Origin of the sequence: Flavobacterium johnsoniae (assembly GCF_030388325.1) — a bacterium.
Classification (GTDB): domain Bacteria; phylum Bacteroidota; class Bacteroidia; order Flavobacteriales; family Flavobacteriaceae; genus Flavobacterium; species Flavobacterium johnsoniae_C.
The window spans coordinates 2,138,211-2,152,996 of record NZ_CP103794.1; the positions used below are offsets into that span (position 1 = coordinate 2,138,211).

Genomic DNA, 14,786 nt, shown 5'->3' on the forward strand with positions numbered 1-14,786 from the left:
TTTTTTCTTAGAAGCTTAAGGAATCCAAAGTCTATGTTTTTAATTTGAGTTTTTTGTAAACCTGACAGGTTTTTAAAACCTGTCAGGTTTAATTTTTACATGAAGAGTGCAACAAGCACATCAATCAATTTGATTCCAATAAAAGGAACAATCAATCCGCCAAGACCATAAATCAAAAGATTTCTTTTAAGAATTGCACTCGCTCCAATTGGTCGATAATCAACACCTTTCAGCGCAAGCGGAATCAAAATTGGAATAATAATCGCGTTGAAAATTACGGCTGATAAAATGGCACTTTCAGGACTATGCAAATGCATGATATTTAAACCTTGAAGTGCTGGAATTGCCGTGATGAATAAGGCAGGAACAATAGCGAAATATTTAGCAACGTCATTTGCAATAGAAAAAGTAGTTAAAGTGCCTCGAGTCATTAAAAGCTGTTTCCCAATTTCAACAATTTCGATTAGTTTCGTTGGATCATTGTCAAGATCGACCATGTTTCCGGCTTCTTTTGCCGCTTGAGTTCCGCTGTTCATCGCAACACCAACATTGGCTTGGGCAAGGGCAGGAGCATCATTTGTTCCGTCACCCATCATGGCAACCAGTCTTCCTTCAGCCTGTTCTTTTCGGATGTAATTCATTTTATCCTCAGGTTTAGCCTCGGCAATAAAATCATCAACACCGGCTGCTTCGGCAATAAATTTAGCCGTAAGCGGATTATCTCCTGTAACCATAACCGTTTTGATTCCCATTCTGCGTAAACGCTCAAAACGCTCTTTCATTCCGGTTTTGATAATATCCTGAAGTTCGATAACACCTTGAACTTCATTGTTTTTAATTACTACTAATGGTGTTCCTCCGTTAGACGAAATAGAAATTACTTGTTGTGCAGTATCTTCAGGAAAAGAATTTCCGGCTTGTTGTGCAATATTCTTCGCAGCATCCTGAGCACCTTTTCTAATATTTGTTCCGTCTTTTAATACAACACCAGAAGTTCTGGTTTCTGCAGTAAACTTTATAGTATGTGAAATATCAGAAGTAGTCTTTAAGAAACTTGCTTTCGTTTCATTTTTTACATCTATCATTTCACTTAACTCCAAGATACTTTTTCCTTCAGGGGTATCATCAGCAAGCGAACTCAAAACAGCCGATTTCACAAAATCATCAAAAGAAATCCCTTTTGTTGGATAAAAATTGGTTGCTTTTCTGTTTCCAATTGTAATAGTTCCAGTTTTATCCAAAAGCAATACGTCAATATCTCCAGCAGTTTCAACCGCTTTGCCCGATTTTGTAATTACGTTAGCTCGTAATGCTCTGTCCATTCCCGCAATACCAATCGCAGAAAGCAACCCTCCAATTGTAGTTGGAATTAAACAAACGAACAAAGCAATGAAAGCCGCGATCGTGATGGGTGCGTTGGCATAGTCGGCAAACGGTTTTAGCGTAACGCACACAATCACGAATATTAAAGTAAATGCGGCTAATAAAATGGTTAAGGCAATTTCGTTTGGTGTTTTCTGACGGCTCGCACCTTCAACCAAAGCAATCATTTTATCTAAAAAGCTTTCGCCAGGTTCAGAAGTTACTTTTACTTTGATTTTATCAGATAATACTTTTGTCCCTCCAGTTACTGATGATTTATCACCTCCAGCTTCTCTAATTACAGGAGCACTTTCTCCAGTAATGGCACTTTCGTCGATTGTTGCCAGACCTTCGATAATTTCACCATCGGCAGCAATTAAATCGCCAGCTTCGCAAACGAAAATGTCATCTTTTTTTAATGCAGAAGAACTAATGTTTTTGATTTCTCCGTTTGGCAGAATCTGTCTTGCAGGAGTTTCTTCTCTTGTTTTTCTTAAACTGTCCGCTTGTGCTTTTCCTCTTGCTTCGGCAATGGCTTCGGCGAAATTGGCAAATAAAAGCGTTGCCAGTAAAATTAAAAATACAATTAAGTTATAAGTAAAACTTCCTTGGTCATTTGCGCCCATTAATATCGAAACGCAGACAGCAAACATAATTGCAGTTCCAATTTCTACGGTAAACATTACCGGATTTTTGATCATCATTTTTGGGTTCAGCTTGACAAAAGACTGCACTAAAGCTTCTTTTACCTGTTTACTTTCAAACAATGATGTGGATTTATTAGTTGTCATTTTCTTGTAAAAAGTTAAATGTTATTTGTTAAATGTTATGCGCTAAAAACACATAGATTATAGAACATAGCCAGCGGTTTCAACCGCTGGGACGCAACGTATATCACAATCTTTGTCCCCGCAATTCGTTTCCCGTGGTTGAAACCACGGGCTATGTTTGAAATATTTTGCGTTTATTTTTATGTGTTTAAAATATCCAGCATTTTTATTTTAGTGTAAAGAATTCTGCCAATGGACCTAAAGCCAACGCTGGGAAGAACGATAAAGCAGCGATAATTGCGATTACGGCGAAAGTCATGATTCCGAAAATTGAGGTATCTGTTTTTAAAGTTCCTGCACTCTCTGGAATGTATTTTTTACCTGCCAGTAGACCTGCAATTGCCAATGGACCAATGATTGGAATAAAACGGCTTAGCAGTAATATAATTCCTGTAGTGATATTCCAGAACGGATTATTATCTCCCAATCCTTCAAAACCAGAACCGTTGTTAGCGGCGCTCGAAGTGTATTCATATAACATTTCTGAGAATCCATGGTTGCCTGGATTATTTAACCAGCCTGTCGCGTTGCCGTTAAACCAATAACCCATTGCAGTATCATGTGCAGCAAAATAAGAAGCTAAAGCGGTTCCCGCTAAAATTAATAAAGGGTGAAGAATGGCAATAAAAGCAGCAATTTTTACTTCCCGAGCTTCGATTTTCTTTCCTAAAAATTCAGGAGTTCGACCAACCATTAATCCGGAGATAAATACAGCCAGAATAATGAAGATATAGTAGTTTAGAATACCGACACCACATCCGCCGTAAAAGGCATTCACCATCATAGATAATAATTGCATAGTACCAGACATTGGCATTGAACTATCGTGCATACTGTTTACAGAACCTGTAGAAATTACCGTTGTAGCAATACTCCAGAAGCCTGACATTGCTGGGCCAAACCGAACTTCTTTTCCTTCCATCGCTCCGGTTGCTTGTGCGATACCCATTTTTTCGATGGCAGGATTTCCGTTGATTTCGCTCATAACTGTTGGAACTACAAGAAGTAAAAATCCAACCGTCATTACACCAAAAATAATATTCGATAATTTTCTTTTGTTTAGGAAAAATCCAAGAGCAAAAATCATTGCAAACGGAATAATCATTTGGGCCCAAAGTTCAACTCCATTAGTAAAATAAGTTGGATTCTCTAATGGATGCGCTGAGTTGGCTCCAAAAAATCCACCACCATTTGTACCAATATGTTTAATAGCAATAAAGGCCGCAGCGGGTCCGCGAGAAACTTCTACATGATCACCTTGTAGTGTTGTAATAGCATCTTTTCCTTCAAAAGTCATAGGAGTACCGCTAAATACTAGTGCAACAGCCACAATTGCTGAAAGCGGCAATAAAATACGAGTACAGCTTTTGATGAAATAATTATAAAAATTACCTAATTGTTCTGTTGTTCTTTCTTTCATTGCTGTAAAAATCATAGCGGCAGCAGCCATTCCGATACCGGCAGAAACAAATTGAAGAAACATCAAGACGATTTGTGAAAGGTAAGAAACCCCGCTTTCGCCTGAATAATGTTGTAAGTTACAATTGACTAAAAATGAAATAGCAGTGTTAAATGCCAGATCTGGCGTCATAGACGGGTTGTTATCTGGATTTAATGGCAGAGAACCCTGAAACAACAAGACAAAAAAGCAAAGAAAGAACCAAACCATATTAATACTTAAAAGTGCTTTTAAGTGTTGTTTCCAGTTCATTTCTTCAGCCGAATTAATACCGCTGATTTTAAAAATAAATTTTTCAATTGGATTGAAAATCGGGTCAAGAAGTGTTTTATCTCCCAAATAAACTTTAGCAATATATTTTCCTAATGGAATCGCTAAAACAATGGTTAGGATAAAAATACCAATGACGCCTAATAATTCTGTGTTCATATATTTAATATTAGATTGTTGATTTTAGATTTTAGATTTCTTTGAGACAATCTTAAATTCTAAAAATTCATATTTTAAAATTTTTCGGGTTTGATTAATACATAAACCAAATACACGAAAACGGCGATTGAAATGATAAATAGTGCAGTCATGATTTAGATTTTTTCAAAAAATTCAACAGAGAGAAAACAAATTGCAAACAGCACAACGGCTAGTCCGAGCAAAAGAAAAGTGATCATAGGATTTATTTTAGATTTTAGAATTCAGATTTTATATTTTAGATTTTTTGAAGTCGATTAAACAATTAAACAGTTAACCGATTCAACATATTTATACGCCAGAAGCGTTAACCTGCTTGATATATTCCGCTTTAAGCGTTTGAGGAAATAGATGTGAAATATTACAGTGACGCACTTCCATAAAAGAAGAAACCGAAAAAACATACACATTAGAAATGGCATTTTTAGTTTCGATGCTTCCGGTTATAAACAAACGTTCGGCAAGAGCCAGACATTTCTTCGCTCTCACGATATTGCCGGAAATAATTGATTTTTTAGTGATTTCGGCAAACCGTTCAGCTTGTTTGTAGATTGAGGTAACTTGATTTTTCATTTGGAATGAATTTTTAATGTTCTTCCTCGTTATGCCAAAATATGTTCCGAAAAAGTGAAGTTGCAGCTAAAGTGCTGTCAATAAAAGGAATGTAGTTGTATGCCAAAAATCAGGCATAAAAAAAGCCTATCAAAATGATAAGCTTTTATTGAAATGATAAGGTTTGTCTTGATTAATCAATTCCTGCAAGGTTTTCAAAACCTTATAGGTATTCTATTTAAGTATAAAGTTCCAATTATTTAGAATCTAAACCTACAAGGTTTTGAAAACCTTGCAGGATCAAGGCTGTATATTATACTCTTCGAGTTTTCTGTATAAAGTCGCAATTCCAATTTCTAATAATCGTGCCGTTTCTGCTTTATTTCCTTTTGTATAATTTAAAACTTTTTGAATATGCAGTTTTTCAACACTCTGCATCGAGAAAGCCGACATTGATTTGGTATTTTTCTCAGCTTGATGTTGCATTTCGTATGGCAGAACATCCGAAGTTAAAGTATCGCCATTACTTAAAATAACCGACCTTTCGATAATATTTTTAAGTTCACGGATATTTCCCGGCCACGAATAATTTTCTAATTTCTGCAGAAATTCATCAGAGATATGTAATGTTTTTTTATTCGTTTTTTCAGAAAACTGTTTCACGAAATGATGCGTCAAAACTGCAATATCTTTGATTCTTTCTCTTAAAGAAGGCAGTTTTATTTCGAAGATATTCAAACGGAAATACAAATCAGAACGGAAACGATGTTCGTCACTTTCTGTTTTTAAATCACGATTTGTTGCTGCAATTAATCTGAAATTTGATTTTTTTGGAGTCGTGTCACCAACAGGGATATATTCGGAAGTTTCTAAAACACGCAATAATTTCGCCTGAAGATCAATTGGCATTTCACCAATTTCATCCAGAAATAAAGTACCACCGTTTGCTTCTTCAATAAAACCCTTTTTATCTTTTACAGCTCCCGTAAAAGCGCCTTGTTTATGACCAAAAAGTTCACTTTCTAAAATTTCTTTTGTGAAAGTACTGCAGTTTAAGGCCACAAAAGATTTTCCAACACGATTACTGTTTTCATGAATCGCCTGTGCAAAAACTTCTTTTCCAGTTCCAGTTTCTCCAGTTAATAAAACAGTCGAATCTGTTTTGGCTACTTTTTGCGCGAGATCGATAATTTGTTCAATTCCTTTTGATTTTCCAACAATGGTGCTGAAAGAATATTTGTCGTTGATACGTTTTTCGAGTTGTTGTACTTTTTTTTGCAAATGCACTTTTTCAACCGCTTTATAAAGAAGCGGAATAATTTTATCGTTGTCGTCGCCTTTTACAATATAGTCGAAAGCGCCATTTTTCATTGCCTGTACGCCGTCTGGAATATTCCCGAAAGCGGTTAACAGAATAACTTCCGTAAGCGGAAAATTTTCTTTTATGTTTTGAAGAAAATCAACGCCATTTCCGTCAGGAAGTTTTACATCGCACAAAACGACATCAATATCCGTTTGTTCCAGTTTCTTAAAACCCGATTTTAAATCTTTGGCTTCAAAAACTTCAAATCCTTCCGATTTTATAATTCGCGCTAACAGACTTCTCAGTTTTTCTTCGTCGTCTATAATTAAAATTTTGTGTGTCATTTTGCAGATAAGCTAAAGCCGAATTGGTATTCGATGTACAAATTTAGGTTTAAAATTAGTTCTGTTTTTTGATTCTGAATAAATTATTTTAAAGAGGTAATCACTTTTGAAATATTTTTGAAAAAGAAATGTATTTTTAGATCTAAAAATAACCGCTAAAATTTATGTCAAAACAAATCCTCCTTATATTCACTGCAATTATTTTTGGCAGCTTTAATAGTTTTTCGAACGAAATAATTGAAAAAGATTCTTCAAAATCAAAGACTATTTCATTTAAAATAAAACTGAAATCGGCAGATAAAATCAAAATTGTCGTTTCCTCTTTAAAATATAACAAACATTTCGCTTATAGTTTTACGCTCGACGATGGTTACAGATCGGCTTATTTAACTGCTTTTCCATTATTGAATGGGGGAAAAATCAGTAATTCATCAATTAACGAATGGAAAATTGATCAAGGCGGTGACGGAACAACTTCAGAAGGACTTTTTTATTCGGACGGAATGGGGAATAAAATTCCGTTTAAATTAGGATTGGCGATAAATGGCGCTTCAATTCGTGATTTGCCAGAAAATCGCGGACATCTTTCTTGGTCAGAAGTTAAAGAAATGTACAATGCTGGCTGGGATATTTTGAATCACAGTTTTCATCATTTTACAAAACTAGGCACCAATTTCTTGACAGAAGTTACAGAAAACACGATTTCGATTAAACAAAATTTGAATTTTACAATGTCGCATTTTGTAGTTCCAGGCGGAGAAGGCGATCCGAATTACCGTTACGAATATGAAAATAATGCTTTAGAAAATGGGCATTTTTCTGTAGCTTCTTATACAGGAGTTGGACCAATGCTGAAAGTTGACTCTAAAGTGAATTTAGATAAAATGATTACGGCAAGAACTTTTGTGCTAAGTTCAAAAGACACTACAAATTTTAAAACAATGGATCGTTTTCTGAAAACGGTAGATTCAATTGCTAAACTGCCAAATCCGAATTGGTACAACGAATTCACTCACGGAACAGGAAATGGAAATCTGTGGAATTTGAGTATGCGTTTTCCAGATTTCAAATATTATATGACAACACTTGCGGATAAATATGGTTTGAAAGGAAATGACTCGATATGGATGGCACCGTGGCAAGAGGTTTATGAATATATTTGGTTAAGAGATCGAATTAAAGTCGATTTTCAGCAGAAAAATAAAGAAATAACAGTAACGATTCAGCTTCCAAAAATTCCGGAAATGTTTAGAAATCGAGATATTTCATTAAATATAGAAACACGTTCTAAATTTGAAATTGAATCGAGTAATGATTTGAAAATAAAAAATGATGGGAAAACAAATCATAAATTGATTTTGATACAATTGTAGGGGTAATATTTGTAACTACAAATATTATAAATCTATTAACATAAGAAAACAGAAGGCATTCATATAAATGAGTTAATTTTGCATTTTAGCCTTAATTTATATGAAAAAACCAATTTCAGTCTCAATATTAGAACTTGCAATTATCAACCAAGATAGTAACGCAACCGAAACATTTAAAAAAACAAAAGACATTGCGCAATTGGCCGACAAATTAGATTATAAAAGAATCTGGTTGGCAGAACATCACAATATGGCGCACGTTGCGAGTACAGCAACCGTAGTTTTAATTGGTTATGTAGCAAGTCAGACACAGAATATCCGTGTAGGTTCTGGCGGAATCATGCTCCCGAACCATTCACCTTTGGTAGTTGCCGAGCAATTCGGGACTTTAGAAACGCTTTATCCTAATCGAATCGATTTAGGCTTAGGAAGAGCGCCAGGGACAGATCAGCCAACTGCCGAAGCAATTCGAAAAGACTTTTTCGAACAAGCGCAGCGATTTCCACAAAACGTAAGTAAGCTTCAAGAATATTTTTCGAGCGAAAATGCAACAGGAAAAGTACGTGCATTTCCAGCTGAAGGTCTAAATGTGCCAATCTGGATTTTAGGATCAAGTATGGATAGTGCGGCTTTGGCTGCAGCTTACGGACTTCCTTATGCTTTCGCTGGACACTTTGCACCAAAGCTGATGATTCAAGCTTTTGAGTTTTACAGAGAAAATTTTCAGCCATCAGAGTATTTAGACAAACCGAAAACAATGGCATGTGTCAATATCATTGCAGCAGATACAAACGAAGAGGCCGAATTATTATCTACAAGTTTATATCAAATGTTTTTAAACCTAATTAGAAACGACCGCAAAGGATTACAGCCGCCAGTTCCGTCATTAGATGATATTATGAATGAAGCAGAGCGTTTTCATGTAAATCAAATGACAGCAGGAACTTTTACAGGAAACAAAGATCAATTAGTAGCTGACTTGAAAAAGTTTATCGATTACACCAGAATCGACGAACTAATGGTAACAAGCCCAATCTTTGAACATCACGCAAAACTAAAAAGCATTCAAATAACAAAAGAAGCAATAGATAGTTTAAACGAAAGCATACATATATAAGTATACATATATATAAGAGTAAATTTTATTAATACAGCCCGACAGATTTGAAAAATCTGTCGGGTTTCTTTTTACGCATATATATAAGGAAGAAATTAAACCCCAATTTTCTGTAGAGGCGCACGGCATTGCGTCTTATGCGCAAAGGATATGTAAACGGAAAAAAAATAATGCACACTATAATATGGAAGAGATGTGAGTTTTAATGTTTATAAGGAGCTGTTTCCCGCTATGCGCTGCAATCTTTTTGGGGCGAACCCCGTCCCCAAAAAGGATTTCCTCCCGAAGCTTCGGGACTATCGGGGCTATAAATCCCGTCTTGGGAAGGGCTTTTTTGCTAAAAATGGATTTTTCCGTAATTAGAGAAAGGGCGGAAAACGTCCGCCAAACCTGAAAACCCGCAAAAACGGGAATGCGGAAGCGGCAGCAGACAGGAAAAACGCAGCCAAACGGAGAAAATCCTTACGGGAATCCAAAAAACTTCAAAACGTAAAGAAGCCGTTATCAGTAAGTTAAAAAATAATTTGAGAAAAGGCGAAAAAAAGGCGTCCAAAAGTATTGTATAACTGGAAAAAGGTTCTACTTTTGCACCCGCAATCAGCAAGACGCTCATCGAAATACTGCCAGGAAATAAGAATCGAAAGAAAAGAGATTTTCGAAAAAAAGATTCGGAAAAGCTTGCAGGAAAAGAAAAAGGGTTTTACATTTGCACCCCGCAAAACAGGGAAGGTTCATTGATAGATTGGAAGGGAAAATGGGAAAATGGAAACGAAAAAAAAGTTTCAAATTTTTTGAATTTTTTCTTGCAGGAAATAAAAAGAAGTTTTAGTTTTGCACCCGCTTTGAGAGATAAGCGAAAAACAAAAGAAGACACGTTCGTAGACATATTGAATTGACAGCCGTTTTGAAAGAGATTTCAAAACAGAAAAAATAAGAGTAATGGAATCGAGAGATTCGAAAAGAACCGACTGGAAAAGCATCGCATAATAATATAAAAATATACGATGAAGAGTTTGATCCTGGCTCAGGATGAACGCTAGCGGCAGGCTTAACACATGCAAGTCGAGGGGTAGGATTCTTCGGAATCTGAGACCGGCGCACGGGTGCGTAACGCGTATGCAATCTGCCTTTCACAGAGGGATAGCCCAGAGAAATTTGGATTAATACCTCATAGCATTATAGGATGGCATCATCTTATAATTAAAGTCACAACGGTGAAAGATGAGCATGCGTCCCATTAGCTAGTTGGTAAGGTAACGGCTTACCAAGGCGACGATGGGTAGGGGTCCTGAGAGGGAGATCCCCCACACTGGTACTGAGACACGGACCAGACTCCTACGGGAGGCAGCAGTGAGGAATATTGGTCAATGGGCGCAAGCCTGAACCAGCCATGCCGCGTGCAGGATGACGGTCCTATGGATTGTAAACTGCTTTTGTACGGGAAGAAACACTCCTTCGTGAAGGAGCTTGACGGTACCGTAAGAATAAGGATCGGCTAACTCCGTGCCAGCAGCCGCGGTAATACGGAGGATCCAAGCGTTATCCGGAATCATTGGGTTTAAAGGGTCCGTAGGCGGTCTTGTAAGTCAGTGGTGAAAGCCCATCGCTCAACGGTGGAACGGCCATTGATACTGCAGGACTTGAATTATTGGGAAGTAACTAGAATATGTAGTGTAGCGGTGAAATGCTTAGAGATTACATGGAATACCAATTGCGAAGGCAGGTTACTACCAATCGATTGACGCTGATGGACGAAAGCGTGGGTAGCGAACAGGATTAGATACCCTGGTAGTCCACGCCGTAAACGATGGATACTAGCTGTTGGGGGCAACTTCAGTGGCTAAGCGAAAGTGATAAGTATCCCACCTGGGGAGTACGAACGCAAGTTTGAAACTCAAAGGAATTGACGGGGGCCCGCACAAGCGGTGGAGCATGTGGTTTAATTCGATGATACGCGAGGAACCTTACCAAGGCTTAAATGCAGACTGACCGATTTGGAAACAGATCTTTCGCAAGACAGTTTACAAGGTGCTGCATGGTTGTCGTCAGCTCGTGCCGTGAGGTGTCAGGTTAAGTCCTATAACGAGCGCAACCCCTGTTGTTAGTTGCCAGCGAGTCATGTCGGGAACTCTAACAAGACTGCCAGTGCAAACTGTGAGGAAGGTGGGGATGACGTCAAATCATCACGGCCCTTACGCCTTGGGCTACACACGTGCTACAATGGCCGGTACAGAGAGCAGCCACTGGGCGACCAGGAGCGAATCTATAAAGCCGGTCACAGTTCGGATCGGAGTCTGCAACTCGACTCCGTGAAGCTGGAATCGCTAGTAATCGGATATCAGCCATGATCCGGTGAATACGTTCCCGGGCCTTGTACACACCGCCCGTCAAGCCATGGAAGCTGGGGGTGCCTGAAGTCGGTGACCGCAAGGAGCTGCCTAGGGTAAAACTGGTAACTAGGGCTAAGTCGTAACAAGGTAGCCGTACCGGAAGGTGCGGCTGGAACACCTCCTTTCTAGAGCCCAATCCGTTAGCCGCAAGGCACGATTGGGAAATAAGATGCCGGACGGTAGGTTTGGAATCGTGATTGCATTACTCTTGCTGTTAATTTAAAAAAATGATGAAAATTAAGTAAAACAGAGTCTCGTAGCTCAGCTGGTTAGAGTACTACACTGATAATGTAGGGGTCGGCAGTTCGAGTCTGCCCGGGACTACTATTTGGCTTGATTTGAAGGAAATTCTGGAAGCTGGGATTCACCAAAGGAAATTAGAGAAGAATTAGAAATCTAAAATCTGAATTCTAAAATCTAAGATTCAAAATGGGGGATTAGCTCAGCTGGCTAGAGCGCCTGCCTTGCACGCAGGAGGTCAACGGTTCGACTCCGTTATTCTCCACAGTTCCGAAAGGAAAAAAGTTCATTGACATATTGAGATAAGAAAATAATAAGAAAGTAGAAAGCGTTTTTCTGATTCTAACAGATAGGAAAAACAAAAAAAACGGTCATAATTGATTTTATGATTGGTGCAATAAGCAAAATAAGGGCGCATGGGGAATGCCTAGGCTCTCAGAGGCGAAGAAGGACGTGATAAGCTGCGAAAAGCTGCGGGGACTGGCACACACAGATCGATCCGCAGATATCCGAATGGGGCAACCCGCTATGCTGAAGGCATAGCACACCGATAGGTGGGCAAACCCGCTGAACTGAAACATCTAAGTAGGCGGAGGAGAAGAAAACAAAAGTGATTCCGTAAGTAGTGGCGAGCGAACGCGGATTAGCCCAAACCAGTTATGTTACGGCATAGCTGGGGTTGTAGGACCACGGCATTTTATGTGCAAGGAACCGGAAGCTTCTGGAAAGGAGCGCCATAGAGGGTGACAGCCCCGTATGGGTAACGAGCATAATAGATAGTGGTATCCTGAGTAGGGCGGGGCACGTGAAACCCTGTCTGAATTTGGCGGGACCATCCGCTAAGGCTAAATACTCCTGAGAGACCGATAGTGAACCAGTACCGTGAGGGAAAGGTGAAAAGAACCGTGAATAACGGAGTGAAATAGATCCTGAAACCATGCGCTTACAAGCGGTCGGAGCCCTTTCGTGGGGTGACGGCGTGCCTTTTGCATAATGAGCCTACGAGTTAACGTTGCCGGCAAGGATAAGTGGTTAAGCCATGGATCCGCAGCGAAAGCGAGTCTGAATAGGGCGCTTTAGTCGGCAGTGTTAGACGCGAAACCGTGTGATCTACCCATGGGCAGGTTGAAGCTGTGGTAACACACAGTGGAGGACCGAACCGGTTGACGTTGAAAAGTCTTCGGATGACCTGTGGGTAGGGGTGAAAGGCCAATCAAACTCGGAAATAGCTCGTACTCCCCGAAATGCATTTAGGTGCAGCGCTGATGACAGTTATATAGAGGTAGAGCTACTGATTGGATGCGGGGGCTTCACCGCCTACCAATTCCTGACAAACTCCGAATGCTATATAATGTTTCACAGCAGTGAGGGCTTGGGTGCTAAGGTCCAAGTCCGAGAGGGAAAGAACCCAGACCATCAGCTAAGGTCCCCAAATATATGTTAAGTTGAAAGAACGAGGTTTGTCTGCCCAGACAGCTAGGATGTTGGCTTGGAAGCAGCCATTCATTTAAAGAGTGCGTAACAGCTCACTAGTCGAGCGGACGAGCATGGATAATAATCGGGCATAAACATATTACCGAAGCTATGGATTTTGCAGCAATGCAAAGTGGTAGGGGAGCATTCTGACAGGGCAGAAGGTGTATCGTAAGGTATGCTGGACCGGTCAGAAAAGAAAATGTAGGCATAAGTAACGATAATGCGGGCGAGAAACCCGCACACCGAAAAACTAAGGTTTCCACAGCTATGCTAATCAGCTGTGGGTTAGTCTGGTCCTAAGGCGAACCCGAAAGGGACAGTCGATGGCCAACGGGTTAATATTCCCGTACTTCTTATTGCTGTGATGGGGTGACGGAGTGATGAAAGCGCCGCGAACTGACGGAATAGTTCGTTAAAGCACCTAGCTATAGGCTCTCTAGGCAAATCCGGAGAGTTTGGTGAAATGCGATAGTACTCGGAGTCTTCGGACAAAGAGATAGTGCGCCTAAGGGCTTCCAAGAAAAACCTCTAAACTTCAGGCAATAAGAACCAGTACCGTAAACCGACACAGGTAGTTGAGGAGAGAATCCTAAGGTGCTCGAGAGATTCATGGCTAAGGAATTAGGCAAAATAGACCTGTAACTTCGGGAGAAAGGTCGCCCCGAGCAATCGGGGCCGCAGTGAAGAGGTCCAGGCGACTGTTTATCAAAAACACAGGGCTCTGCAAAATCGTAAGATGAAGTATAGGGCCTGACACCTGCCCGGTGCTGGAAGGTTAAGAGGAGATGTTATCTTCGGAGAAGCATTGAATTGAAGCCCCAGTAAACGGCGGCCGTAACTATAACGGTCCTAAGGTAGCGAAATTCCTTGTCGGGTAAGTTCCGACCTGCACGAATGGTGTAACGATCTGGACACTGTCTCAGCCATGAGCTCGGTGAAATTGTAGTAACGGTGAAGATGCCGTTTACCCGCAGTGGGACGAAAAGACCCTGTGCACCTTTACTATAGCTTAGTATTGACCTTGGATAAATGATGTGTAGGATAGGTTGGAGACTTTGAAGCGGCGTCGCCAGGCGTTGTGGAGTCATTGTTGAAATACAACCCTTTGTTTATCTGAGGCCTAACCCCGCGATGTGGGGGACAGTGCTTGGTGGGTAGTTTGACTGGGGTGGTCGCCTCCAAAAGAGTAACGGAGGCTTCTAAAGGTTCCCTCAGTACGCTTGGTAACCGTGCGTAGAGTGCAATGGCATAAGGGAGCTTGACTGAGAGACATACAGGTCGATCAGGTACGAAAGTAGAGCATAGTGATCCGGTGGTTCCGCATGGAAGGGCCATCGCTCAAAGGATAAAAGGTACGCCGGGGATAACAGGCTGATCTCCCCCAAGAGCTCATATCGACGGGGGGTTTGGCACCTCGATGTCGGCTCGTCACATCCTGGGGCTGGAGAAGGTCCCAAGGGTTGGGCTGTTCGCCCATTAAAGTGGCACGCGAGCTGGGTTCAGAACGTCGTGAGACAGTTCGGTCTCTATCTACTGCGGGCGTTAGAAATTTGAGTGGATCTGATTCTAGTACGAGAGGACCGAATTGGACTAACCTCTAGTGTATCTGTTGTCCCGCCAGGGGCACCGCAGAGTAGCTACGTTGGGAAGGGATAAGCGCTGAAAGCATATAAGCGCGAAACCCACCACAAGATGAGATTTCTTTTAAGGATCGTGGAAGATGACCACGTTGATAGGCTACAGATGTAAAGGCAGTAATGTCACAGTCGAGTAGTACTAATAATCCGTAAGCTTATGCACGTTTTTCCCGATCCGCCCAGCGGATCGGGAAGGAACTTTCTAAAATATTCTTCTTTTCTTTATCTCAGTATG

At 40.3% G+C, this 14,786-nt stretch carries 7 protein-coding genes, 2 tRNA genes and 2 rRNA genes; 6 read left to right on the forward strand and 5 right to left on the reverse strand.

What is annotated here, in order from left to right; genetic code table 11:
* Positions 1-95: 95 nt before the first annotated feature.
* The 5 genes from kdpB to NYQ10_RS09430 all read right to left on the reverse strand — a co-directional run bounded on the left by kdpB (position 96) and on the right by NYQ10_RS09430 (position 6,318).
* Positions 96-2,153 carry a potassium-transporting ATPase subunit KdpB gene (kdpB, locus tag NYQ10_RS09410; protein ID WP_289880264.1) on the reverse strand — a complete coding sequence of 686 codons (2,058 nt, stop codon included), beginning with the start codon at positions 2,151-2,153 and terminating at the stop codon, positions 96-98.
* 205 nt (positions 2,154-2,358) lie between these two features.
* On the reverse strand, positions 2,359-4,080 hold the full coding sequence (kdpA, locus tag NYQ10_RS09415; RefSeq protein ID WP_289880266.1) for a potassium-transporting ATPase subunit KdpA: 1,722 nt from the start codon (positions 4,078-4,080) through the stop codon (positions 2,359-2,361).
* A gap of 74 nt (positions 4,081-4,154) precedes the next feature.
* Complete coding sequence (gene kdpF / locus NYQ10_RS09420) at positions 4,155-4,232, reverse strand: K(+)-transporting ATPase subunit F (protein ID WP_081909388.1); 78 nt, start codon at positions 4,230-4,232, stop codon at positions 4,155-4,157.
* Positions 4,233-4,410: 178 nt separating this feature from the next.
* Complete coding sequence (locus NYQ10_RS09425) at positions 4,411-4,692, reverse strand: DUF7674 family protein (RefSeq protein ID WP_026730398.1); 282 nt, start codon at positions 4,690-4,692, stop codon at positions 4,411-4,413.
* A 279-nt stretch (positions 4,693-4,971) separates the two neighbouring features.
* Positions 4,972-6,318, reverse strand: a complete 1,347-nt coding sequence (locus NYQ10_RS09430) for a sigma-54-dependent transcriptional regulator (protein WP_289880268.1) — start codon at positions 6,316-6,318, stop codon at positions 4,972-4,974.
* Positions 6,319-6,482: 164 nt separating this feature from the next.
* Here NYQ10_RS09430 and NYQ10_RS09435 point away from each other — a divergent pair, with 164 nt between their 5' ends.
* The 6 genes from NYQ10_RS09435 (at position 6,483) to NYQ10_RS09460 (ending at position 14,714) form a co-directional block, all read left to right on the forward strand.
* Positions 6,483-7,691, forward strand: coding sequence for a polysaccharide deacetylase family protein (locus NYQ10_RS09435; RefSeq protein ID WP_289880270.1), 1,209 nt, complete (start codon positions 6,483-6,485; stop codon positions 7,689-7,691).
* A 100-nt stretch (positions 7,692-7,791) separates the two neighbouring features.
* On the forward strand, positions 7,792-8,808 hold the full coding sequence (locus NYQ10_RS09440; RefSeq protein WP_289880272.1) for an LLM class flavin-dependent oxidoreductase: 1,017 nt from the start codon (positions 7,792-7,794) through the stop codon (positions 8,806-8,808).
* Between the two features lie 1,001 nt (positions 8,809-9,809).
* Positions 9,810-11,323 (forward strand): 16S ribosomal RNA (locus NYQ10_RS09445).
* Between the two features lie 125 nt (positions 11,324-11,448).
* Positions 11,449-11,522: transfer RNA gene (locus NYQ10_RS09450), tRNA-Ile, on the forward strand.
* A gap of 107 nt (positions 11,523-11,629) precedes the next feature.
* A tRNA-Ala gene (locus NYQ10_RS09455) sits at positions 11,630-11,703 on the forward strand.
* A gap of 129 nt (positions 11,704-11,832) precedes the next feature.
* Positions 11,833-14,714: ribosomal RNA gene (locus tag NYQ10_RS09460) — 23S ribosomal RNA — on the forward strand.
* The 16S and 23S rRNA genes sit together here with 2 tRNA genes alongside, the layout of an rRNA operon.
* The last annotated feature ends 72 nt before the right edge of the window (positions 14,715-14,786 follow it).